We start from the raw sequence: 20,675 nt of genomic DNA, 5'->3' as shown, positions 1-20,675 counted from the left end.
GCTATCCTGATGTTAAGACGGCGGTGGCAACCAAGACCTATGTATAGGTCAGGTTGTGCTAAAAAAACCGTATTGTCGGCAAAAATCGCATCGGGGGAACAATGTCGATTGCGTCAATGATGTTTCGCGCGAGAGAGCCGGAGGATGGAGCCCACCATCTGCTTTTTGGAGTTGTGGCGCTGGTGCTGGCGGCCGGAGTATTTTACGTCGACACCTATACCGACATCGAAGGCGCGATCGCCGTTCTTTATGTGATCACGGTTCTTCTGGCCGCGCAGGCAGTGAGCTGGTCAGGACTCATCGCGATCTCCTGCACCTGCGCCATTCTATCGCTGCTGTCCTATGCGGCGACCCATGCGCAGGACGCCGACTTCCAGTCTGCCCTTCGATTGGTGGTCGCCCTTGCGGCACTGGCCGTTACCACCATGCTGCTGCTGAAAACCGAAACCGCGCGGCTGGCGATGCTGTCCGTCAACGCGGCGCTCAAAGAAAGCGAGGAGCGCTATCGCTCCATTTTCGACCGCACGCGCGTGGCGCTCTGGGAGCGGGACTATTCGAAGCTTCACGCCCTGTTGATGGGCCTCAAGCAACAGGGCGTCACCGATATGCGCGCCCACGCACGCGCCAATCCGGGTTTTACGCAGCAATGCATCGACCTCATTACGGTCGTTGCGTCGAATGAGGCCGGAAAGGAAATGCTCGGTTACGACTCCTCTCTGCGCGGAACCCTTCAGCGGTCGATCGTTTCGTCTTCCGGAAAATTCGTCGATGTCCTGCAGGCGATCATCGATAACCGGCGTGTTTTTGAAGACAAGGTGGTGGTGCGCACGGAAAGCGGTGAAGACAAGCTGGTGCTTCTTTCCATCAGCTTTCCGGCCGAGGCGGCAGCCTTCAATCGCGTGGTGGTGAGCATGGTGGATATCACCCAGCGCGAAATGGCGCTGAAGGCGCTGGCCGAAGCACAGGCAGAGCTGACGAAGGCTTCAAAGGCCGCGGCGGTGGGCGCCATGTCAGCATCGCTCTCCCACGAATTGAACCAGCCGCTTGGGGCCATCATCGTCAATGCACAGACATTGCTGCGGTGGCTCGACCGCGATCCGCCGGATCTCGCCGCGGCCCGCCGTTCGTCCGAACGCATGATCCGTGACGGCCAGCGCGCCAGCGACATCATCCAGAACACACGCAGTCAGCTCGCCCATACCAGCGGCAAGACGGAAACCTTCGATCTCGACGAGTTCATTGACGAAACGCTCAGCCTTCTCGAACACGAGCTCGCGCGCAGTGGCACCATCGTCCACGTGGATAAACAGGCCACTCCGCCAATAACGGCCGTCAGGATCGAATTGCAGCAGGTCCTCATCAACCTTCTCACAAATGCCATTCAGGCGATGGACGAGGCAGGCAGCATCAATCGAACCATCACGGTCCGGAAAAAACGCGAAGACGGTCACAATATCCATATTGCCGTTCACGACAATGGACCGGGTTTCCCCGCGCAGATGAAGGAAAAGCTGTTTTCACCATTCTACACGACAAAGGAGACAGGGATGGGCATGGGGCTATCGATCTGCCGCACCACTCTGGAAGCGCGCGGCGGCAGGCTGACCGGTGATAATCACCCCCTCGGCGGGGCGGTCTTTACCATTTCCATGCCGATCAGCCAGGAGATGGACCATGCCTGACCCACGCAAGCAGGCGAAGGAGCCACCCCAACCCGTCGTTTTCATCGTCGACGACGACGTGTCGATGCGTGAGGCGCTGACCGATCTGTTTCGCTCCATGAAGTTTGATGCCGAAGCTTTCGACAGCGCCACCGCCTTCCTCGAAAAAGCCAATCTGAACCGGCCGGGTTGCCTGCTGCTCGATGTGCGGCTTCCGGGCATCAGCGGCCTCGACTTCCAGATGCAGCTGGAACGCGTCGGCAACAGGATGCCGATCATTTTCATGACCGGCTTCGGCGATATCCCGATGAGCGTGCGGGCGATGAAAGCAGGCGCCGTGGATTTCCTGACAAAGCCCTTCAAGGAACAGGACATCCTGGACGCCGTCGCGGCAGCGATGGAACGGGATGCATCACGACGCCGCGAAAGCGCCCAGAACGAGGCCGTCTCCTCTCTTGCCGAACAACTGACGCCGAGGGAACGCGAGGTCATGAGCGCCGTCGTTCGCGGTCTGATGAACAAGCAGATCGCCTATGAGCTAGGCATCAGCGAGGTCACGGTAAAACTGCACCGCGGCAATGTGATGCGCAAGATGGAAGCGAGATCGGTCGCCGATCTCGTTCGCAAGGCGGAACTGATCGGCGAGAAGATGCGCCCACCTGTATCTTAGTATGGTATCTTTGAGGGCGGCATGGGCGCATAGAGGAAGAAAGAAAAACAGAAAAGGTCGCTTTCATTGCCCCCCGTTCCCGTCATTGCCGTCGTTGACGACGACCCTGCCATCCGTGAAGCCATGGACGATCTCATCATGTCCTTCGGTTACCAATGCCGCCTGTTTGCTTCTGCCGAACAGTTTCTGGACGCGCAGCAGCAGGCGGACATAGACTGCATCGTTGTGGATGTGAAGATGCCCGGCCTCTCCGGCATCGAATTGCAGAGTGAGTTGAACCGGCGCGGCGAGCATGCGCCGATGATTTTCGTGACCTCCTATGAGGATGACCGCACCCGCAACGCCGCCCTGAGCGGCGGCGCCCTCGCCTTTCTGCGCAAGCCGGTCAATATCGGCAAACTGATGGGATGCCTGGAATCGGTTCTCGGACCGCAGCCCTGACCTTCGGTTGACGCTCTCCCTTCGAACCCTGTTTTTTATGCCCCGGCCCCGTGGCACGCATTGCCGTTGACGGAATTCCTCCCGGCGTTTGCCATTCCGCCACGACCTTCCGCCATACCAACTAGACCTCTGTATAGGTGCCCGCAGCGCTGACCCGCCGTAGCCTTGTCCCAGTCAAACGCCTCCCTCCCGGACGGTCCTGACGACACGATCATCCATTTTGAGGAGCAGGGCATGACCTCCATCAGTCAGAAGACAGACGAGCGCAAACCTCGACATCTCAAGCTCGCAACGGTGCTGGCATTGGGCGCGACCGCAGTGCTCGCCGGCAACGCTCTCCTGATCAGGAATACCGAGCCGGCGCTTGCCGTCTCTGAAAACGTTGCATCGGCCAGCGCCTTCCGCATCCTCACGCCGCAGGCGATCGACAGGCTGGCCGGACTTTCGGGTCCTGTTGCTCCAGGGGAGGATGCGGCAACAGGCGTGTCAGCTCCGGCAAATGACGAAACGTCCTGCATCGCCATCCGCGCCGCCCGAAAAACGGACCGGTACGAGGCGCTCGAGCCAAAAGCCTTCTGTCAACTGCAGCACCGTCTCTTCAATGCCGAGCTGATTGATCGCATCGCCGCGCTCCAGCTCGCATCACAACCCGACGATACCGATACCTCGTCGCAACTCGCCATGAACAAGGAGTTCTGAAATGGAAGCTTTGACCAGACGCGCAGTCCTCGCAATCGGCGCCGTCGGCGGCACCGCGCTCGCTGCCAGCACCGCCGGGGCAGCATCTTTCGGCAATCCCGATCAGCCTGCGGAGGGAGCAATCAACGCCAATGCCGCGGGGCTCAGCGATCCCGGCCCGAAGAACCCTGTTATCAACGACCAGTTCCCCTCCTTCCAGAGTCCGCCCGCGACGGATGTCGGCGACATGCAGCTCTTCTGGGGTTCGTTCAACAATGCCGCCAAGCGTATCCAGAACGGAGGCTGGGCACGTCAGGTGACCAAATCCGATTTCGCGATTTCGGATGCCGTGTCCGGGGTCAACATGCGACTGGGACCGGGCGGCATTCGCGAGATGCACTGGCACCGCGCTGCAGAATGGGCGATCATGACCAATGGACGCTGCCGTATCACCGTGCTCGATACCGAAGGCCGTGCTTATGTCCAGGACGTCGAGGCCGGCGATCTCTGGTATTTTCCGGCCGGTTATCCCCATTCGCTGCAGGGACTTGGTCCCGACGGGTGCGAATTCGTCATTGTGTTCGACGAAGGCGACCAGTCCGAATATGGCACCCTGCTACTGACGGACTGGCTGGCGCATACCTCACCTGAACTGCTGGCGAAGAATTTCGGCGTCGAGCAGGATGTGTTCCGCAATATTCCACTGCAGAACCTCTGGATTTTTCAGGGCAAGGAGCCTGGACCTCTCTCCAGGGATCAGGAAGCCGTTGCCGGTGCAGGACTTCCCCCTTACCCCTTTACTTACAAGCTCACGGCCTCCAAACCGCTGAAGGAGAACGCTGCTGGCGTCATTCGCCTTGCCGACAGCAGCGCCTTTACCGTGTCCAAAACCATCGCCGCCGCCATCGAAACAATCAAGCCCGGCGGGGTGCGCGAAATGCACTGGCACCCCAACGCGGACGAATGGCAATACTGGATCAAGGGTGAAGGCCGGATGACCGTGTTCGACGCCGGTCCGCGCAGCCAGACCGCCGATTTCCGCGCCGGCGACATTGGCTACGTGAAACGGAGCCAGGGCCACATCATCGAGAATACCGGCAAGACCGACCTGCAGTTCGTCGCGGTCTTCAAGACGGCAGAGTATCAGGAAGTCAGCCTCTCTTCCTGGCTGACGCATACCCCGCCGGCGCTCGTTGCCCAGCACCTGAACGTCAGCATCGAGGATGTCGCCAGGTTTCCCGCAAACCAGCCGGCAATCATGCCAGGCTGAAGATCCTCTCCTTCCGCAGGGGCCGGCGTCTCGGCATATCCGATCCGCCGGCTTTCTCCCGTCGAGATGAACGAACGATCGCCAGATCGATATCAAAAGGCAGGTACGGCCATGAAACCCCTGAAAATCCGCATCGCTGGCGGCTCGCTTGCCGGGCTTTTCACCGCGATACTGCTTCAGCAGGACGGACACGATGTGAAGGTGTACGAACGCTCGTCATCCGGGCTTGCCGGGCGCGGCGCGGGACTGGTGCCTCAACAGGACCTGTTCGACGTTCTGAGGGAAATCGGCTGCGAAGACGTTGCCCAGATCGGTGTAGTTGCGAAGGAGCGCATCTACCTCGATGCCGGCGGACGCATTGCCCAGCGCCAGCAAACACCGCAGACGCAGGTCTCATGGGACTACCTCTTTGAGAGCGTATCCTCACGCCTCCTCTCCGATACCTATCGTCTCGGCCATCACGTCAACACTGTTCGCGAAGACCCGCAGGGAGTGACGCTCTCCTTTGCCGATGGCATGGAGGAACGTGCTGACCTCGTTATCGGCGCGGATGGTTTGGGTTCGGCCATCCGCAGCGCCGTCAACCGCCATTCGGCAAACGCCTATGCGGGCTACGTCGCCTGGCGCGGGCTGATCCCCGAAACAAGACTGCCTGCCGACGCCGCCCTGCTGCTGGACCGTTTCGCCTTCTACATCACGTCCGGAATTCATGTTCTGGGTTATCTCGTGCCGGGATCGCGCGGCGAGACCCGGCCGGGACAGCGTCGCTACAACTGGGTCTGGTATCGTCCAACGCCTGTAGAAGATCTTGCCCGAACCTTCACGGGCCGGGACGGCAGGCATTTCGAGCATTCACTCCCCCGCGGCGAGCTTTCCGACAGCCGGAGGGCGCAACTGCGCGAAGAGGCTTTTTCCCTTCTGCCGCCGCAAATGGCGCTTGCCGTGGACGTAGAGGAGACGCCATCGATCCAGGGGATTTTTGATTACCAGGCGGAACACATGGTCTCCCGGCGTATCGCTCTGGTCGGAGATGCTGCCTTTGTCGTCCGTCCCCACACGGCAATGGGTGTTTCAAAGGCGGCAGGCGATGCAATGGCGCTGCGCGACGCCCTGCGGCAAACGGACGATCTTCCTGCCGCCCTTGCGCGGTATCAGAAAACCCGCCTGCCGGTGGGCAAGGCAATCGCCGCCTATGGACGCCGACTTGGCGAAACCGCGATGTGAATACGGGTGAAAAATCGGCCACGCTCCCGCCTTGCGCCCCTGCGTGTTTGCGTTACGCTTGCAACCGGGAATTTCTCAATGGAGGGAATAAGGCATGTGCAATAGCTGCGTGATCGAGAACATCAAACAGAACATGCTGTCACGGCGTCTGCTGTTCAAGGGTGCCGTGGCGGGTGTAACGGCGATGGCGGCGGGAAGCCTCGCGGCCCCGGTTCTGGCGCAATCGCCCAGACAGGTCGTCGATCTCACCCATACCTACGATTCCACGTTTCCGACGTTCGATGGAAAACCCGGCATTGAGATGGAGTGGGCAGCAGATATCGCCAAAAGCGGCTATCAACTCCATAAGCTGACCATCTTCGAACACACCGGAACGCATATCGATGCGCCTTTCCACTTTAGCGCAGACGGCGCCAGCGTCGATCAACTCGAGCCGCAAAAGCTCGTCGCCCCTCTGGTCATCATCGACATTACGGATCGCGCGAGGGAGGACGCCAATTCCACGGTCGAGGCAGGCGACATCGAACGCTGGATATCGGAAAATGGCGACATTCCGGCAGGCGCAATCGTGGCTTTGCGCTCCGGCTGGGCAACGAAGGTGAAAAGCCCGGCCTTCCGTAATGACGATGCCGGAAAATTTGCCTTCCCTGGCTTCGGCAAGTCGGCCACCGACCTCCTGCTCACGCTGGATACAGTCGCCATCGGCGTCGACACACTCTCGCTGGATCCGGGCAATTCTGCAGACTTCGCTGTCCATAATTCCTGGCTACCCGCTGGGCGCTACGGGATCGAGGGACTGAACAATCTGGAAGCACTCCCGGCCAAGGGGGCGACCATCGTCGTCGGCGCGCCTGCCCACCGAGGCGGAACAGGCGGACCAGCCCGTATTTTGGCTCTGGTCTGACGCCGGTAGAGTTTGCCGCAAACCCGAAATCCGAGACGGATACCATCCGCTTGCCATCGCAGGTACAAAAGGGATTCTAAAATGAAAGGCCTTCGGAAGACCCTCGTTTTGCTCCTTTCGCCATGCCTGTTGAGCAGGGTTCAAGCTCTTGCCGCCGACAGCGTGGTCGTTCCCGGCTACGCCCCGGAAACGGAGGCGGAATATCTCTACCGTTCCCATAAAACCACCTCCACCGACATGTCGTTGTGGTTCGACAGGCCGGCAGCGATCATGCGCGGAGATTTTCGGCAGCGCATGACGGTTCTGTCGCGGGATGCGGAGGGTATGCGCGTGCGCTGGTCCCTCAGCGCAGATTTGCCTCAGGACGCCGAAGGCGCTGCAGACACTTACGCAATGAACGCTCTCTATCGGAACACTCTGTCGGCCTATGGCGTCCGGCACGTGGAATATGAAGCGGGACTTAACGGCTTTCCTGGCAAACTCGTCGGATTGGATGCGATCCTCGGCAACCTGCACAGCACCTCGGTTGTCGGACCGGATGGCAGCGTTGCGAACCAGACAGCGGGTTTGCGCGATATTGTCGAGGGCATCAAAAGCAATCCAATCCTGGTTATTCATAATCTCGCACCGGAGGCAGAGCTTCTTTCCACAGTACAGGAGCAGGATAGTTCCACATACGAGATCGGCCAGTCAGGTACGGCGTCGGTGGTGGAATATGCACGGGGAACGCCCATTCCCGTCGCCATCGAATGGACGCTCGAGACCGCAGATATCTCCGGACAAACAGCCACCTTCAGCCTCCAAAAAACCTACGACCGCGTTGCGCTCCAGCAATCACAGGCTTCTGCGGTGGAAGGAGTGATCTCAAGCTTCGGTGAAAAGGCCAAACAGCTTGGCGACGAGCAACTGGCGGCCGCCAGAAACGCAAGCAAAAACGTGCAGATGACTGTCGTCATGTCACTGCGCGATGGATCGACCCTCGAAGCGACGGAAACCGTTTTGGCGGAAAGCGGCGGCATTAAAATCAGGACCCAAACCCATGTATGGCGTGAGGACCTGCCACGAAATCTGCCAGACCTGCCGGACTGGAACAGTCACACCGTATCTGCAGCCTCCATTGATCCGTTGCCGGAACGTGGCGCCAATGCTGCGGCCCTCACGTCAGGCCTTACCGCGCCAACGGCACTTGAAGAAGGCCAGGCGGCCTATGACAGCGGCAATTATGGCGCCGCCCTGCGCTCGTGGAAACCGCTCGCCGATGGGGGAAGCGCGGCCGCGCAATATAAGGTTGCCGTTCTTTACCAGGCGGGTCTGGGCGTCGACTGATACGGCACTCGCCGCCGCATACATCCGCAAAGCGGCGGATCAGGGCTGGGCGGAAGCGCAAAGCAGCCTTAGCGATCTCTATGCGGTCGGCCAGGATGTTCCGCAGGACCTGGAACTCGCCGTGTCCTGGGGCCGCAAAGCAGCAGAACAAGGGCTGGCTGTCGCCCAGTACAATCTGGGGTACAGCTACGAAAGCGGCCAGGGTGTCGCTCAGGATTATGCAGAGGCGTTGATCTGGTATCGCCGTGCCGCCGATCAGGGTTTCGCAACCGCTCAGTACGCTGTCGGCCTGCTCTACGATCAGGGTCTCGGCGTTACCCGCGACTATGGTGAAGCAGTCAGCTGGTATAAAAAAGCCGCCGATCAGGGGCTTGCCGTCGCCCAGGGCAATCTAGGGAACATGTATGCAATGGGACATGGCGTTGCGCAGGATCGGGCCGAGGCCATCACATGGTTCCGCAAGGCCGCTGATCAGGGACTTGCGACTGCGCAGGAATCGCTAAAAAGGCTGGAGCAACCCTAGCTGTGGCCGGGTCGCCTTCTGACCGGGGGACGATGATGCCCCGGTCCTCAGCCAGATACTTTCCGTAGCGATTTTTCAATCTGCCCGCCGCAATAAGCGTCGCCATAGTCGTCAAAGGCGCGGCGGCTCAGGGCGGCCAGCGGGGCCGTCTCTTTCATTCGGCTGGAATAGGCCCAGATGACGGGCGACGTATCCTCGATTATGCGCCTGATGACTGGAAAGCGGTCTGCAACTGTCGTCCAGAGAATGGCCGTGACGACATCTGCGACGCCGGGTATCTCCGTTCCCAGCATGAACCCCGAATCGCCGGTCAGACCGTGTCTCGCCCCCGTGTCCTCGAAAATACGGATCCACTCCTGCAACCGGGGAACGAACGCCTCCCATTTTTCAGGGGTCCACATCTCGCGCCCACCGTCGAGCGTCAGTTCATCGATCACATCGTTGGCATCGTTTACGATCTTGGCAGTGAGCGCGCGGCCCTCGGCGCCCGGCGGCAGAAGCTGCAACCGCTCGCCGAGATAAAGGGCGATTGCGGGCATCTGCGAGAGAGCGAAATTGCGCTCTCGATCGATCAGCACCGGCGGTCCCATGAACGCTATGGGCTGCTTGCCGGCATCACGGCCCATGATCTCCTCGATTGCACCGGCATCGTGTTCGTCCCAGGTACACCCGCCATGCGCTAAAAGACCGCGAATGAACTGGCCTCGGAACGGGACCGGCCAGTAATAGAGTTCGAAGTTGCTCATTGCGGGCTCCTCATTGCGGTGCGCGGCGCGGGCGGCAGGTACGGAATTGGCCTCCCGGTTTTGACATCACCGGTGTGAAACGCGGATCGCACCCGCGTCACCGAGGCTGCGCTGGACAGCTGCAATCCGGCTGGATGCAATATCGGCGGACACCTCGATCTCGCCCTCATGCGGCGCATCGCTGCGAGGCAGGTCACCACGTGAAGATTGGGTGCCGGTCGTATTCTGCTCTGATGTGGACTGGATGAAGATATCCGGACGGGAGATCCCGTGCTGCTGGACCAGATGCTCGACGGCGATATCGGCTGCCTCGCGTGTTTCGAAAATGGCGCGAATGGTGACGGTGGCATCGTCGGCCATGGCTGTTCTCCCTTCAGGCTTAACTCAAACACCCAAACGCCCGGAGAGGCTGGTGGTTTCCAGGCTCCGTCAGTTTTTGCTCGGAGATACGCGTCCGTAGCGGAAAAGTAGTGCGCGGATCGACGATGCGGCACGGCAACGCCGAAGCATCACTTGCTCCGGCGTTGCTTTTGTCATGCGACCAAGCCCTTGGTAAGTTCCAGGGCCTGCCGCTCGAACAACCGGCGATAAATGCCGTCATTGAGCCGGATCAGCGCCTGATGGTCGCCCTCTTCAACGATCCTGCCCTTGTCGAATACGAGCAGACGGTCCAGAGCCCTGACGGTCGAAAGCCGGTGGGCGATGACCAGCGTGGTGCGCCCTTCCATCAGGCGTTCCATAGCCCGCTGGATCTGCACCTCGCTTTCGCTGTCGAGGCTTGAGGTTGCCTCATCAAGGATCAGCACCGGCGCATCCGCCAGAAAGGCGCGGGCGATCGCGACCCGCTGGCGCTCCCCGCCCGACAGCTTGACGCCACGTTCGCCCACCATGGTCTCATAGCCCTTGGGCAGCGACATGATGAAGTCATGGGCGCTGGCCTGTTTCGCCGCCTGCTCGATTTCGCGCCGCGACGCGTCCGGCCGGCCATAGGCGATGTTTTCCGCCAGTGTGCGGTGAAACAGGATCGGCTCCTGCTGCACGATGGCAATCTGCCCTCGCAGGCTCGCCTGGGTGACATCGGCAATGTTCTGCCCATCGATGCGGATTGCACCGGACCTGATATCGTAGAGGCGCTGGATGAGCTTGACGAAGGTCGTCTTGCCAGAGCCGGAGTGGCCGACCAGTCCCACACGCTCACCGGGCTTTATGGTGACTGAGAAGTCATCATAAAGCGGCGTGGCGTGCGCGCCATACTGGAAGGTGACGTGATCGAAAACGATCTCGCCTTTTCCAATATGAATCGGTTTCGCATCCGGCTGGTCCTCGACGCCAAGCGGCATCTTGGAAAGCAGCACCAGCTCTTCCATATCGTTGACGGCGCGCTGCAGGTTGCGGATATCCTGCCCCACGTCCCGCAGATATCCCTGCAGCACGAAGAACATGGCCAGCACGAAGGTGATGTCGCCCGGCGTCGCCAGTCCCTGTCGCCACATGATGAGGCCGGTGCCGAGAATGCCGGCCTGCATGGAAACCATCATGAAGCTCTGGATCGTGCCGTTTATCGTGCCGCGTTTCCATGTCCTGCGCGTGCGGGTATCCCACTTCACCAGCACCTGGCCGAGCCGCGTTTCTTCACGCGTTTCCGCGCCAAAGGCCTTCACGACCGAATTGCAGCTGATGGCATCCGCCAGCGCGCCGCCAAGCCTCGTATCCCAGGCATTGGCAAGCCGTGCGGCCGGAGAAACATATCCCATGGAAAGCCCCACCGTCACACCGACATAAATCAGCGAGCCGAGACCGACGATGAGGCCCATGACGGGCCAGTAACTGCCGAGCACGAAGGTGGCGCCCACCAGCATGACGAGCGATGGCAGAAGCGCGATGAGCAGGAGGTCATTGAGCGAATCGAGCGCCCACATTCCGCGCGTGATCTTGCGCACCGTGGAGCCGGCAAAGCTGTTCGCGTGCCAGTCCGTGGAGAAACGCTGCACCTTGTGGAAACCGTTATTGGTAACATCCGCCATGGTTTTCAACGTCAACCGGATGATGCCGTTGAAGATGAACCAGCGCAGCGCGACGCTGGTCAGCCCCAGCGCCACCACGATGACGAAGGCGCGCAGCGCCTGATCCGCCGCATCGCCGCCGGCGATGGCATCGACGATCCGCCCGGAGAAGACCGGCACCATGACTTCGGCCAATGTGCTGGCGATGACCAGAACGATGATGAAACCCACCAGCGCCGGCCGGTGGCTCCAGTGGTGAAAGACAAAGCCGAGCACATGGCGATAGGCATCGGCGCGGAAATCGAGCTTCTTGCGAGACATTTTTACCAGCACGGCGCCATTCTGCTCGGCGACCGGTCCTTGAAATGGAAGTTGGAAGGCACAGCCCGGGCCGGAGACAAAATGATCCCGTCAGATCAATCGGACTGTGAAGGAAAACAAAACCGCATGTCGGGCGCGCAAAAGGCGGGCCGCGAATGGATATGACCTAGTGTCTGGTCATTCCCTGCGGGAGGGTTTCGATGAATGCTGGTATCATGCAACGCCTCCCTTGGTTCGATCTGACGCGGTAAAGAAATTTCTAGCTGAACCTGGTAGACTTGCCAAGCCGGTTTTTGCAACCTTGTGGCAAGTGATGCGAAAACGCCACATTGGCGCTTGGCGACTATAGCCGTGGCCGATGCGGCCCGGCCACGGCCTTATGATGCCAAAAGCCCCGCCGCGCCCCTCTGGGGACGCAGCGGAAATCGGAAGATCGGTCTATCGAGCCCGATCAATCCATCTGGACATTTGCCGCCTTGACGACGGGTTCCCACTTGGCGATTTCAGCCGAGACATGGGTTTTCAGCTCCTCTGGCGTGGAGGCGACGATTTTGGCGCTGAAATCCGCCATGCGGGCGGAAACGGCCGGATCGGCAAGCGCTTTCTTGGCGGCGGCATTCAGCTTGTCGACCACCTCGGCCGGCGTTCCGGCCGGTGCAAAGAGCGCGTTCCAGGTATAGGTCTCATAACCCGGTACGGTTTCGGCGATCGTCGGCAAATCCGGGAAGGATGAAGCGCGCTCGCTGGTGGTGACGCCAAGTGCCCGCAAGGTGCCGGATTTCATGTGGCCCGACGAAGACGGCAGATTGTCGAACATGATGGAAATCTGGTTGCCGAGAAGATCGTTGAGCGCCGGGCCGGAACCCTTGTAAGGCACGTGCTGCATGCTGACGCCAGCCATGCTCTTGAAAAGCTCGCCGGAAAGATGAAGCGGTGTGCCGTTGCCGGAAGACGCATAGGCGTGTTTGTCCGGCTCGGCTTTCAGCAGCGCAATCAATTCCTCGACGCTGTTGACGTTGAGCTTCGGGTTAACGACCAGCACGTTCGGCACCACCACCAGCAATGAAACCGGAGCAAAGTCCTTTTCGGGATCATAGGGCTTGGTCTTGAGGATGAGCGGGTTGAGAGCATGGGTCGCCACCGTGCCCATCAGGAAAGTATAGCCGTCCGGTTCCGCGCGGGCAACGCGGTCGGCGCCGAGATTTCCGCCTGCGCCGGCGACATTTTCAACAACGATCTGCTGGCCGAGTTCGTCGCCCATCTTCTGAGCGATGACGCGGGCGACCACATCGGTGGAGCCGCCGGCCGCAAAGGGAACCACCAGCGTTATCGTCCGATCCGGAAAGCCCTGCGCGCTCGCCGTCATTCCCAACATGCCGAAAGAAACTGCCGCCGCGGCAAGTTTCAACACCATGCGCCGTTTCGAAAACCGGTAATTCATGAACCCTCCTGTAACATGGCCTCCCCGCCATGGCGGCATAGTAGCTCAAATGCTCCTGAGGGCAAGCCGTCGGGAAACATGGCCCGGCGGCGAAACGCGGCTAGGCTTTCATGCGCTCCTCCACGACGCGCCAGTTGACCAGCTTGTCGAGCACGGCGCGGATGTGTTCAGCCTTGCGGTTTTCATAATCGACGTAATAGGCATGTTCCCAGATATCGATGCCGAGATAAGCCGGCCGGCCGACGGCGACAGGGTTGTTGCCATCCTCATAGCCGATCAGCGCAAGCCCGCTGTCGTCACGCGTCAGCCACACCCAGCCGGTGCCGAATACGGTGTCCGAGACATCGACGGCGCGTTTGACGAAGCCGTCATAACCGCCAAAGGCCTTGTCGATTGAGGCGGCGAGATCGCCCTGCGGCCGGTTGGGGCCGCCCGGAACGAACTGATCCCAATATGCAACGTGGTTCCAGGCCTGGGCCGCATTGTTGAAGATCTTGACGTCCGCAGCTTCCTTCGACCGGGCGGATTCGACGACGATGCGATCGAGCTCCATATCGGCATAACGGGTGCCGGCGGCCAGCGTATTGAGCTTGTCGTAATAGGCCTTGTGATGCTTGCCATAATGCAGCCCCACCGTCTTTGCCGAAATCACCGGCGCAAGATCCGCCTCGGCGAACGGAAGTGCCGGCTGGCTGAGGGGAAGCGCCGCCCGCGCCACGTGCGGCCGGGGAAAGATGGCTGCGGCAGCGGTTGCCGCGCCGGCGGCGAGAATCGTGCGTCTGGTAATCTCCATGATGGTCCTCCTTATCAGTGACGATTAAGGCAAACCCTGAAGGACGCCGGAAGTTGCCTGGATTTCCCCGAATTGTCCGGGCGGATATCCCCGGTCAGAAACCCCGGGGCCATTTCGCAAAGAAGGAAAAGCAAAAAGGCCCTCCGGATGGAGGGCCTCGTCTGCTCAGTAGCGGTAATAATCGCGACGGTCTCGCCAGTCACGATACTCCCGCCGGTCACGCCACTCGTGCCATTCGCGCCGTGCCTGACGTTCGCGCCATTCGCGGCGACCCTCCCAGCGATCGCGCCGGTCCCAGCCACGCTCGTAGCGCGGTCCGTTCGGGCGGCAATAGCCGCGGGGTGTCAGATGAAAGCCGCGGCCGCAGGCATAGTCCACATTCTGAATGTGGGATGCCGAAGGTGCGGATGGTTGACCGACGGGCATGGCGTTCGCGCCAGTGCCCAACAGGGCGCCGAGAATTACTCCAGCGGTTAAAATCATCTTACGCATCGCATCTCCCTCCTTATGGGATAGAGCGATTTAGCGCCTCGCCGGGTGAACTGTGGCTGAATGAATCTGGGTGTTTTCGTGGCAATTCGGCGGCAGCACCGACTGATGAATTCCCGGAAAAACCGCCCTATCCCGACTTGCCGAATTCCTTTCTCAGCTTGTCCTTTGCCTCCTCCAGAACCTCCTTACGCTCCTTCGGAAGTTTGCCACCTGCCCGATTGATATAGAAAACCAGCATCGACATCGCAGAGCGGAACGGGTTGGCCTTGCGCCGTGTCGAGTGTTCCGCCGAGGCTTTCAGCGACCGGGCAATGCCGGTGGGATCCTTTTTCGTGAAAACATCCTTCTCGAGATCAAGCGCATCGCTTTCGCTGGTTACCTTCTGCGACCACTTCTTTTTCTTCTTGCCCTTTTTCATCGGTCTTCTCCCGACCCGGCGTCATTTTCGCTTCGGATCATGCGTGTGGTGGCTGTCGCGCTCGCCGCCACCGCCGGAGACCTTGCTTTGGGAGCGCCTGTCGCTGTCTGCCGGCGGCTTCTTGATGTCCAGCGGCGCCTTGGCGTTTTCATGGGACGCGCCGGGGCCGCCCTGGCGGATGCTTGCCGGTGTCTTTGTCGAGGTCGACATCGTTTCCTCCTGTCCTATTGGTCGTCCTTGGTCTTCATCGCGTCGGAGACGCGTTTTTTCCTTGGATCGCGCAGATTTTCGCCCACGGCGTCCCTGTCACGTTCTGGATCGTCCTTGGGCTTCACGTAGCCGCGCGGCCTGTTTTCTTCCGGCCCCTCCCAGCGCGGCGATTGGTCGGTGGTGCCAGGCGCACCGTCGCTTGGCGAATTATTGCCCATTTTTGCCTCCTGCGTCGTTTCGGTGGTCCCGAACCACTCAGCCCGGGTAATGTTCCCGGCCCGGCGACCAGGGCGAATTTTTCGAAACCATTCCGCCGGGTCGAAGTTAGGCGGTTTTGACACAAACTGGTGGAGCACGATGATGACGGACAAACCCCATGAGCCCGATCGCATCTCCCGGATCGTGTATGAGCAGCAGCAGGACTTCCTGAGGCGGTCGTCGCTGCAGTTCCTTGAATGCGCAATCCATCTCTGTGCGACGAACATGAGCATTTCCGAGCTTGCCGGGCGGCTGGAAAAGCAGGCGCAAATTTTGCGGGAATTCGGTTAGCGGCGGCGGAAACCCGCCGGAAGCCGCCTGGTTCTTGGGACACATCAATGCCAAGGTTTTTCTTCAGCATCGTCAGTGGCCAGCATATTCTCGATGATGACGAGGGGAGTGATCTCGCCTCGCTCGATCAGGCCATAGAGGAAGCCCACAAGGACGCCCGCGAACTGATGAGCGAGGCGATCCTTCAGGGACGCGACATCTCGGAAGGATGCGTCGTGATCCGCGATTCGGCCCGCGAGCTCTTAAAAGTGGTTCCCTTCGCCGATGCCCTCGACAGGAAGCCCTGAGGGGATGGGAATCTCTGCCCGCCATTGCGCCATCAGGCTTTCATATTCCTTTTCGGGGACACCATAGGTCACCCCCGCTGTCTCCTCGAGCACCTTGCGATCGATGATTCGCACATTGCCGCGTGTTGCCCGAATGGCCCGCATGCCCTCGAGGATATGCAGCTCATTGGTGATTCCCGGCCGTCGCACCCCCAATACACTAGACATGAACTCATGCGTAATGGGCAGATCATCGGTGTCCAGCCGGTCGTGGCACATCAGCAGCCAGCGGGACAGCCTTTCACGCAGGGCATATTGTCCGTTTGCGAGGACAAGCTGACCCACCTGAAGCAGACAGATATTGATATATCCCAGCAACAGGTCGCGAAGGCGTGCGTCCCGTTCCATCTCGCGCCTGAGATCGGCTGCAGCGATGACGAATCCCTCGCCCGCGACGCCCATCGTCGTCTCGTCGGGCGTTGTCCGCGCGCCCAGCAGAACAGGCCATCCGGTCATGCCCTCACGGCCGACAAGCATGTTCTCCATGCTTTTGCCGCCTTCCGTCCGGGCCACGGACGAAGCAATACCGCTCTCAATGAAACACACTCGCGAGATGGGCGTGTTGGCGCCGACCAGTTGATAGCCCACGGGCAGATTGATCATCTCCATCCGGGCGACCAGCCGCGAAAACCCCTCTTCACCCAACGCCCTCAGCAATCGGTTGCGCGCAAAAATACTCGATCCAGGCATAACCGTTACCCGCTTCCCCCTCGCTCGACGACACCAAACGCGCGGCAACTTAGCAGCTTGAAATTGCAAGGAAATGCCATGTACGTTTCCGTACCCTTGGGCACCATCGCGGCCTTGCGATCGAACCGGGCAAAACCAGAATCCCATCAATGCAGGCGACCTCACGGTTCGCTTATGGGTAAGTTATCAGCGCTTTGAGAAAACTCTCGGGACGATCCCTGGTATCGTTCAGCGCCCGGTCCAGATCATTCAGAGTATACCGGTGAGTATATAATGTCGACGGATCGAGCTCGCCCGCGGCAACCGCTGCCGCCGCCTTCCTCATTCCGCTGATATAGATGGCCGGATCTCTTTCATGCGCATTGATGACATCAAGCCCGCGCCAGTTCCACAATTGCATATTGATCTGGCGCGGCCCGTCCTGGTGATAGCCGGCGATGATCAACCGGCCGCGTTCGGCCGTCAGTTCGCCTGCGAGATCAAGCGGCCACTGTTTGCCCACCGCTTCGATGACACGATCGCAGAAGCGCCCGTCAGTCAACTGCCTGACACATTCAATGATCCGCCAGTGATCATCCATCTCGACAAGCTCAGTCGCGCCCATCCGTTGCGCTATTTCAAGCGAAAAAGGCCGCCGCGATATGGCAATGACCCGTGCCCCGCGGCGGGCGGCAAGCTGCGTCAACAACGCGCCGATGAAGCCGATACCGATGATGGCGACCGTCTGCCCTGCCTCAATCCCGCTGCGTTCGAAGATGTTCATGGCGCAGCCGAGGGGCTCGCCAGGAAATGGATGACCATCCAGCTCGAACGGCAGGCGCACCACGAGGCCGGCATCGGCAATATCATGGCTGGACTCGACATAGAGTTCCGGCAATTGTCGGTTTATGACGTGGCCAAGCTTGAAGAGCGTTTCGACCTCGTGATCTTCATGGGCGTATTTTACCATCTGCGGCATCCGCTGCTGGCGCTCGATCTCATCCACGAACATGTCGCAGCCGACCTGATGCTCTTCCAGTCGCTCCAGCGGGGTGACGGGAGAATACCCGACCTCGAAGAAGATTACCCGTTTTCCGAATGGGCCATGTTCGAGGATCCCGCTTATCCCAAACTGTTTTTCGTGGAGGAACGGTATGCGGCCGATCCAACGAACTGGTTCATACCCAACAGGGCCGCGGTGGAGGCAATGCTTCGCAGCGCCGGCTTCATCATAGAGCGACATCCGGAACGGGAGGTTTATCTATGCCGGCGCGGGGCACGCCACTATGCGGCAGATCCGCCGCCGGGAGAATAGCCCCGTGCCGACCGCAGCCCGCAAGAACCGCCCCCCACCGGCCTTTCAGCCCGATCATGCCGATGCGCCTTCACTCGCTGCGTTGCACAGGCAGGCCGAAGGCTGCGAACGTTGCGATCTTTACAAGAATGCCACCCAGCTGGTTTTTGGCGAGGGCAGAAACGATGCGAGCGTCGTGCTTGTCGGCGAACAGCCCGGCAATGACGAAGACCTGAAGGGCCATCCATTTGTCGGCCCCGCCGGCCGGCTGCTCGACGCGTGCCTGCAGGAAGCAGACGTCGATCGCTCGCCATGTTATGTCACCAATGCCGTCAAGCATTTCAAGTTTGAACAAAGGGGCAAACGGCGGCTCCATGCGCGCCCCAACAGCGGGGAAGTGCAGCGCTGCGCGTGGTGGCTGGGAGCGGAACTGCGGTTACTCAAACCAGAGCTGATCGTCGCCATGGGCGCGACGGCTTTTTATTCGCTCACCGGCCGTACCAGCGGAGTGACCGCGCAGCGGGGGCATCTCTCCACCACCCCTGGCGGAACACGCCTTCTCGTGACCATTCACCCTTCCTACCTGCTGCGCCTTCGCGACCGCGACGAGGCGCGACTACAACGGCAGGCCTTCGTCGCCGATCTGCGCAAGATAACGAAATTTCTGGCGGCGGCAGAATAAGCGGTCTGCTGGCAGCAATCATTTCCAGCCGCGGGAACAAGCTTCTTCAAGCGTGGTTAGGCACTGCCGAAAGGGAGGATTGATGGCGATGAAGAAGAAAATCGAATGTGAGATCATGGCACATGAAAATGGCTGGGCCGTTCTGGTCGGCAGCGTCATGGAGGCTGTTTATCCAAGCCGTTATCTCGCGGTAACATCGGCGAAGGCGCGGCACATGGACTTCATCCTTGTGGACGAAGCCATGCCACTGCGTCACTCGACGACGGACGTCATGGCGACCGACCGGGCGGTATCGCGCCGAAACGGTGAAGCGTTCCGGCTGACAGTCGCCGCGCCTTACCAAGTGGACATTCCCTTGAAACGCAGGCGCGGGGAAATAAACACGCCGGTCTCGATTGAAGGCCGGGACCTGGTCACTGGAAAATTTTAAGGGATACGGTATGGATGCCGTCCGAAAAAGATGCCGGACGGCATCGCTCCATCTATCCGCCAGGCGCCGGTTCAGCTGGCCAGCAGCCAGACGAGAAAGCCGCCGATAAGGATGAAGACCAGGATGACGCCAAGCAATCGCGCCAGCCCCTCATTGGTATTGGTGTCTGCGCCGACAATCGTCCAATAGATCGATTTTTCGTCTGTCCGTTCGCTCATCTGCCTCTCCTCGCGGGATACTTGTCAGGATACGCGGCCAGGATGCGTACCGACAAGGAAAGATAATGCAATCACGATAGCCAGTGCGAAGATAACCAAAGCATAAATCATCATCCTCTTCCATGTTCGCTTCCGTCCGCGAAAGGCACCGTCATCGACGCCGACGGGCGAATATTTGGAATCGAACTCCTCGCTGACAGGGCGATTGAGGTCCTCTTCCGGTTTTATGCGGTCGCGTGGCTCGGCCATCTTGTCCTCGTGCTTTCTGTTCCGGGTCTTAACGGCGGGGCGCGGCCGCCAAACTCCCTTTGCCGCCAGCTTTCGCCCCCCGAAAGAGCGGCAGCTGAGTATTTTCGATACCCGACGATGGGCCAAGCGGAATACCGGCCTCCAGGCATGCTGCAATCAAATGCTCTCTTGCAACCGCCGAAGAGCCGTTTCTCAACATGGCCAGGCGGCAACTCCTCAAAGCCCGAGCGTAATGGACGCCTGCCTTTTCAGGCCATTCCTCCTCCAGCAAACGAACCGCCTCATCCACGCCAGAAACGTTGAAGCAGCGGCCGCCCAGGAAAATTTCAAGCGGATATGCGCCGAGCAGCGGAATTGTCGTCATCTTTTTCTCCATCGCCGTGGCATTTGCCACGCGGTCGTGGACTATGCAGGGTTCGGGCGCGGAAACAGCCCGCGCCGTCACTTACGGGTCGACTTTCGCATCCGAAATGCGGAAGACGGACCAAGCGCTATTTCCGTCAGGCGGCTTTCTGGCTTTTCGGGTTGGCAACCGTCGCGGCGAGTTTCGTCAGTTTTTTATCGGTTGCGCCTTCTTCGTCGAGGTTTGCCTGAAGCAGCGGAACGCCTTCATCGATGCCCAGCTGGCCCGCCCACGCCACCAGAGTGCCATAACGGGCAATCTCGTAATGTTCGACGGCCTGCGCGGAGGCAATCAGGCCCGCATCGAGCGCCGGCGAATCCTTGAAGGATTCGATGATTTCCTCGGCTTCCGCAATAATGCCCTGAATGGCCTCGCAGGTCTTGCCGCGCGCATTCTTGCCGATGATTTCGAACACGCGCTCCAGACGCTCGATCTGGCCTTGCGTCTCATCCCGGTGCTGCAGGAAACCCTGTTTCGCCTCTTCGAGCTGCGCGCCGCGCGCCATTTTCGGCAAGGCCTTGAGTATCTGTTTTTCCGCATAATAGATGTCCTTCAGGCCATCCAGAAACAGATCATCGAGCGTTTTTTGACTAGCCATTTACGTCTCCTTGAGTGAACGACGCCCCGAACCCCGCGTGCCCGTAATTGTTCCGCTCTGGCAAAAAAGACCTGAAAAAAGCGCATCCGGACGTGCCGCGTTCATCGCCGGTGCATGTTCAGAACCACACAGTAGT

At 59.9% G+C, this 20,675-nt stretch carries 29 protein-coding genes; 14 read left to right on the top strand and 15 right to left on the bottom strand.

Annotated elements, in window-relative coordinates; genetic code table 11:
- Positions 1 to 101 precede the first annotated feature (101 nt).
- The 9 genes from DOU54_RS03830 (at position 102) to DOU54_RS27845 (ending at position 8,697) form a co-directional block, all read left to right on the top strand.
- Positions 102 to 1,682 (top strand): PAS domain-containing sensor histidine kinase, encoded by a 1,581-nt coding sequence (locus DOU54_RS03830; RefSeq protein WP_113730724.1) that lies wholly within the window; start codon positions 102 to 104, stop codon positions 1,680 to 1,682.
- Positions 1,675 to 2,331: a response regulator transcription factor gene (locus DOU54_RS03825; protein WP_113730722.1), complete on the top strand. Its 657-nt coding sequence runs from the start codon at positions 1,675 to 1,677 to the stop codon at positions 2,329 to 2,331. The genes DOU54_RS03830 and DOU54_RS03825 overlap by 8 nt, the downstream gene beginning before the upstream one ends.
- Before the next feature lie 66 nt (positions 2,332 to 2,397).
- A complete protein-coding gene (locus DOU54_RS03820) occupies positions 2,398 to 2,772 on the top strand; it encodes a response regulator transcription factor (protein WP_004444449.1) in 375 nt (124 codons plus the stop codon).
- 234 nt (positions 2,773 to 3,006) lie between these two features.
- Positions 3,007 to 3,471, top strand: a complete 465-nt coding sequence (locus DOU54_RS03815) for a hypothetical protein (RefSeq protein ID WP_113730720.1) — start codon at positions 3,007 to 3,009, stop codon at positions 3,469 to 3,471.
- 1 nt (position 3,472) lies between these two features.
- Positions 3,473 to 4,720, top strand: a complete 1,248-nt coding sequence (locus DOU54_RS03810; protein WP_113730718.1) for an oxalate decarboxylase family bicupin — start codon at positions 3,473 to 3,475, stop codon at positions 4,718 to 4,720.
- A 111-nt stretch (positions 4,721 to 4,831) separates the two neighbouring features.
- A complete protein-coding gene (locus DOU54_RS03805; protein ID WP_113730716.1) occupies positions 4,832 to 5,944 on the top strand; it encodes an FAD binding domain-containing protein in 1,113 nt (370 codons plus the stop codon).
- Between the two features lie 94 nt (positions 5,945 to 6,038).
- Complete coding sequence (locus DOU54_RS03800) at positions 6,039 to 6,848, top strand: cyclase family protein (RefSeq protein WP_113730714.1); 810 nt, start codon at positions 6,039 to 6,041, stop codon at positions 6,846 to 6,848.
- A gap of 81 nt (positions 6,849 to 6,929) precedes the next feature.
- Positions 6,930 to 8,174: a sel1 repeat family protein gene (locus DOU54_RS27850; RefSeq protein WP_286079856.1), complete on the top strand. Its 1,245-nt coding sequence runs from the start codon at positions 6,930 to 6,932 to the stop codon at positions 8,172 to 8,174.
- Positions 8,137 to 8,697 (top strand): tetratricopeptide repeat protein, encoded by a 561-nt coding sequence (locus DOU54_RS27845; RefSeq protein WP_286079855.1) that lies wholly within the window; start codon positions 8,137 to 8,139, stop codon positions 8,695 to 8,697. Before DOU54_RS27850 ends, DOU54_RS27845 begins: the two co-directional genes overlap by 38 nt.
- Before the next feature lie 47 nt (positions 8,698 to 8,744).
- On the opposite strand, the gene gst is transcribed toward DOU54_RS27845, so the two are convergent.
- From gst to DOU54_RS03745, 9 genes are all read right to left on the bottom strand, one after another.
- Complete coding sequence (gst, locus tag DOU54_RS03790) at positions 8,745 to 9,443, bottom strand: glutathione transferase, Atu5508 family (protein WP_113730712.1); 699 nt, start codon at positions 9,441 to 9,443, stop codon at positions 8,745 to 8,747.
- Between the two features lie 66 nt (positions 9,444 to 9,509).
- Positions 9,510 to 9,803: a hypothetical protein gene (locus DOU54_RS03785; RefSeq protein WP_080823111.1), complete on the bottom strand. Its 294-nt coding sequence runs from the start codon at positions 9,801 to 9,803 to the stop codon at positions 9,510 to 9,512.
- 173 nt (positions 9,804 to 9,976) lie between these two features.
- Entirely contained in the window at positions 9,977 to 11,767 is a 1,791-nt protein-coding gene (locus tag DOU54_RS03780; protein ID WP_113730710.1) for an ABC transporter ATP-binding protein, read from the bottom strand.
- A 451-nt stretch (positions 11,768 to 12,218) separates the two neighbouring features.
- Entirely contained in the window at positions 12,219 to 13,208 is a 990-nt protein-coding gene (locus DOU54_RS03770; RefSeq protein WP_113730708.1) for a Bug family tripartite tricarboxylate transporter substrate binding protein, read from the bottom strand.
- A 100-nt stretch (positions 13,209 to 13,308) separates the two neighbouring features.
- Complete coding sequence (locus DOU54_RS03765; protein ID WP_064264266.1) at positions 13,309 to 14,001, bottom strand: superoxide dismutase; 693 nt, start codon at positions 13,999 to 14,001, stop codon at positions 13,309 to 13,311.
- 165 nt (positions 14,002 to 14,166) lie between these two features.
- A complete protein-coding gene (locus DOU54_RS03760) occupies positions 14,167 to 14,493 on the bottom strand; it encodes a GCG_CRPN prefix-to-repeats domain-containing protein (protein ID WP_113730706.1) in 327 nt (108 codons plus the stop codon).
- A gap of 127 nt (positions 14,494 to 14,620) precedes the next feature.
- On the bottom strand, positions 14,621 to 14,911 hold the full coding sequence (locus DOU54_RS03755; RefSeq protein ID WP_004444471.1) for a DUF3175 domain-containing protein: 291 nt from the start codon (positions 14,909 to 14,911) through the stop codon (positions 14,621 to 14,623).
- 21 nt (positions 14,912 to 14,932) lie between these two features.
- On the bottom strand, positions 14,933 to 15,121 hold the full coding sequence (locus tag DOU54_RS03750; protein ID WP_034497806.1) for a hypothetical protein: 189 nt from the start codon (positions 15,119 to 15,121) through the stop codon (positions 14,933 to 14,935).
- Between the two features lie 14 nt (positions 15,122 to 15,135).
- Positions 15,136 to 15,339 (bottom strand): hypothetical protein, encoded by a 204-nt coding sequence (locus DOU54_RS03745; RefSeq protein WP_113730704.1) that lies wholly within the window; start codon positions 15,337 to 15,339, stop codon positions 15,136 to 15,138.
- 142 nt (positions 15,340 to 15,481) lie between these two features.
- Between DOU54_RS03745 and DOU54_RS03740 the strand changes: the two genes are divergently transcribed.
- Together DOU54_RS03740 and DOU54_RS03735 are read left to right on the top strand one after the other, a co-directional pair.
- On the top strand, positions 15,482 to 15,670 hold the full coding sequence (locus tag DOU54_RS03740; RefSeq protein WP_004444474.1) for a hypothetical protein: 189 nt from the start codon (positions 15,482 to 15,484) through the stop codon (positions 15,668 to 15,670).
- Positions 15,671 to 15,717: 47 nt separating this feature from the next.
- Entirely contained in the window at positions 15,718 to 15,957 is a 240-nt protein-coding gene (locus DOU54_RS03735; RefSeq protein WP_044458863.1) for a DUF6894 family protein, read from the top strand.
- Here DOU54_RS03735 and DOU54_RS03730 read toward each other — a convergent pair.
- Together DOU54_RS03730 and DOU54_RS03725 are read right to left on the bottom strand one after the other, a co-directional pair.
- Positions 15,913 to 16,686 (bottom strand): Crp/Fnr family transcriptional regulator, encoded by a 774-nt coding sequence (locus tag DOU54_RS03730; RefSeq protein WP_044458864.1) that lies wholly within the window; start codon positions 16,684 to 16,686, stop codon positions 15,913 to 15,915. The genes DOU54_RS03735 and DOU54_RS03730 overlap by 45 nt on opposite strands.
- A gap of 172 nt (positions 16,687 to 16,858) precedes the next feature.
- Positions 16,859 to 17,371: a zinc-binding dehydrogenase gene (locus DOU54_RS03725; RefSeq protein WP_234800352.1), complete on the bottom strand. Its 513-nt coding sequence runs from the start codon at positions 17,369 to 17,371 to the stop codon at positions 16,859 to 16,861.
- Here DOU54_RS03725 and DOU54_RS27840 point away from each other — a divergent pair.
- From DOU54_RS27840 to DOU54_RS03710, 3 genes are all read left to right on the top strand, one after another.
- A complete protein-coding gene (locus DOU54_RS27840; protein WP_234797366.1) occupies positions 17,255 to 17,980 on the top strand; it encodes a class I SAM-dependent methyltransferase in 726 nt (241 codons plus the stop codon). The genes DOU54_RS03725 and DOU54_RS27840 overlap by 117 nt on opposite strands.
- A 4-nt stretch (positions 17,981 to 17,984) precedes the next feature.
- Entirely contained in the window at positions 17,985 to 18,641 is a 657-nt protein-coding gene (locus DOU54_RS03715) for a UdgX family uracil-DNA binding protein (protein ID WP_286079854.1), read from the top strand.
- Between the two features lie 82 nt (positions 18,642 to 18,723).
- Positions 18,724 to 19,071, top strand: coding sequence for a hypothetical protein (locus tag DOU54_RS03710; protein WP_052808795.1), 348 nt, complete (start codon positions 18,724 to 18,726; stop codon positions 19,069 to 19,071).
- 71 nt (positions 19,072 to 19,142) lie between these two features.
- On the opposite strand, the gene DOU54_RS27325 is transcribed toward DOU54_RS03710, so the two are convergent.
- From DOU54_RS27325 to DOU54_RS03695, 4 genes are all read right to left on the bottom strand, one after another.
- Positions 19,143 to 19,289: a hypothetical protein gene (locus DOU54_RS27325; protein WP_157952787.1), complete on the bottom strand. Its 147-nt coding sequence runs from the start codon at positions 19,287 to 19,289 to the stop codon at positions 19,143 to 19,145.
- A 24-nt stretch (positions 19,290 to 19,313) separates the two neighbouring features.
- Complete coding sequence (locus tag DOU54_RS03705; protein WP_004444479.1) at positions 19,314 to 19,538, bottom strand: hypothetical protein; 225 nt, start codon at positions 19,536 to 19,538, stop codon at positions 19,314 to 19,316.
- Between the two features lie 28 nt (positions 19,539 to 19,566).
- Positions 19,567 to 19,902, bottom strand: a complete 336-nt coding sequence (locus tag DOU54_RS03700; protein ID WP_193603292.1) for a DUF982 domain-containing protein — start codon at positions 19,900 to 19,902, stop codon at positions 19,567 to 19,569.
- Between the two features lie 136 nt (positions 19,903 to 20,038).
- A complete protein-coding gene (locus DOU54_RS03695) occupies positions 20,039 to 20,539 on the bottom strand; it encodes a YciE/YciF ferroxidase family protein (protein WP_113730698.1) in 501 nt (166 codons plus the stop codon).
- Positions 20,540 to 20,675: the final 136 nt, after the last annotated feature.

The sequence above is a fragment of the Agrobacterium sp. MS2 genome (assembly GCF_003261015.1).
Lineage (GTDB): Bacteria > Pseudomonadota > Alphaproteobacteria > Rhizobiales > Rhizobiaceae > Agrobacterium > Agrobacterium pusense.
This window is presented reverse-complemented; position numbering and strand designations above follow the sequence as displayed.

What these genes read in the sequence shown, in the direction of transcription:
- DOU54_RS03830 (WP_113730724.1), top strand. Translation starts at nt 102, where the DNA reads ATGTCGATTGCGTCAATGATGTTTCGCGCGAGAGAGCCGGAGGATGGA.
- DOU54_RS03825 (WP_113730722.1), top strand. Translation starts at nt 1,675, where the DNA reads ATGCCTGACCCACGCAAGCAGGCGAAGGAGCCACCCCAACCCGTCGTT.
- DOU54_RS03815 (WP_113730720.1), top strand. Translation starts at nt 3,007, where the DNA reads ATGACCTCCATCAGTCAGAAGACAGACGAGCGCAAACCTCGACATCTC.
- DOU54_RS03810 (WP_113730718.1), top strand. Translation starts at nt 3,473, where the DNA reads ATGGAAGCTTTGACCAGACGCGCAGTCCTCGCAATCGGCGCCGTCGGC.
- DOU54_RS03805 (WP_113730716.1), top strand. Translation starts at nt 4,832, where the DNA reads ATGAAACCCCTGAAAATCCGCATCGCTGGCGGCTCGCTTGCCGGGCTT.
- DOU54_RS03800 (WP_113730714.1), top strand. Translation starts at nt 6,039, where the DNA reads ATGTGCAATAGCTGCGTGATCGAGAACATCAAACAGAACATGCTGTCA.
- DOU54_RS27850 (WP_286079856.1), top strand. Translation starts at nt 6,930, where the DNA reads ATGAAAGGCCTTCGGAAGACCCTCGTTTTGCTCCTTTCGCCATGCCTG.
- gst (WP_113730712.1), bottom strand. Translation starts at nt 9,443, where the DNA reads ATGAGCAACTTCGAACTCTATTACTGGCCGGTCCCGTTCCGAGGCCAG.
- DOU54_RS03785 (WP_080823111.1), bottom strand. Translation starts at nt 9,803, where the DNA reads ATGGCCGACGATGCCACCGTCACCATTCGCGCCATTTTCGAAACACGC.
- DOU54_RS03780 (WP_113730710.1), bottom strand. Translation starts at nt 11,767, where the DNA reads ATGTCTCGCAAGAAGCTCGATTTCCGCGCCGATGCCTATCGCCATGTG.
- DOU54_RS03770 (WP_113730708.1), bottom strand. Translation starts at nt 13,208, where the DNA reads ATGAATTACCGGTTTTCGAAACGGCGCATGGTGTTGAAACTTGCCGCG.
- DOU54_RS03765 (WP_064264266.1), bottom strand. Translation starts at nt 14,001, where the DNA reads ATGGAGATTACCAGACGCACGATTCTCGCCGCCGGCGCGGCAACCGCT.
- DOU54_RS03760 (WP_113730706.1), bottom strand. Translation starts at nt 14,493, where the DNA reads ATGCGTAAGATGATTTTAACCGCTGGAGTAATTCTCGGCGCCCTGTTG.
- DOU54_RS03755 (WP_004444471.1), bottom strand. Translation starts at nt 14,911, where the DNA reads ATGAAAAAGGGCAAGAAGAAAAAGAAGTGGTCGCAGAAGGTAACCAGC.
- DOU54_RS03750 (WP_034497806.1), bottom strand. Translation starts at nt 15,121, where the DNA reads ATGTCGACCTCGACAAAGACACCGGCAAGCATCCGCCAGGGCGGCCCC.
- DOU54_RS03745 (WP_113730704.1), bottom strand. Translation starts at nt 15,339, where the DNA reads ATGGGCAATAATTCGCCAAGCGACGGTGCGCCTGGCACCACCGACCAA.
- DOU54_RS03740 (WP_004444474.1), top strand. Translation starts at nt 15,482, where the DNA reads ATGACGGACAAACCCCATGAGCCCGATCGCATCTCCCGGATCGTGTAT.
- DOU54_RS03735 (WP_044458863.1), top strand. Translation starts at nt 15,718, where the DNA reads ATGCCAAGGTTTTTCTTCAGCATCGTCAGTGGCCAGCATATTCTCGAT.
- DOU54_RS03730 (WP_044458864.1), bottom strand. Translation starts at nt 16,686, where the DNA reads ATGCCTGGATCGAGTATTTTTGCGCGCAACCGATTGCTGAGGGCGTTG.
- DOU54_RS03710 (WP_052808795.1), top strand. Translation starts at nt 18,724, where the DNA reads ATGGCGATGAAGAAGAAAATCGAATGTGAGATCATGGCACATGAAAAT.
- DOU54_RS27325 (WP_157952787.1), bottom strand. Translation starts at nt 19,289, where the DNA reads ATGAGCGAACGGACAGACGAAAAATCGATCTATTGGACGATTGTCGGC.
- DOU54_RS03705 (WP_004444479.1), bottom strand. Translation starts at nt 19,538, where the DNA reads ATGGCCGAGCCACGCGACCGCATAAAACCGGAAGAGGACCTCAATCGC.
- DOU54_RS03700 (WP_193603292.1), bottom strand. Translation starts at nt 19,902, where the DNA reads ATGACGACAATTCCGCTGCTCGGCGCATATCCGCTTGAAATTTTCCTG.
- DOU54_RS03695 (WP_113730698.1), bottom strand. Translation starts at nt 20,539, where the DNA reads ATGGCTAGTCAAAAAACGCTCGATGATCTGTTTCTGGATGGCCTGAAG.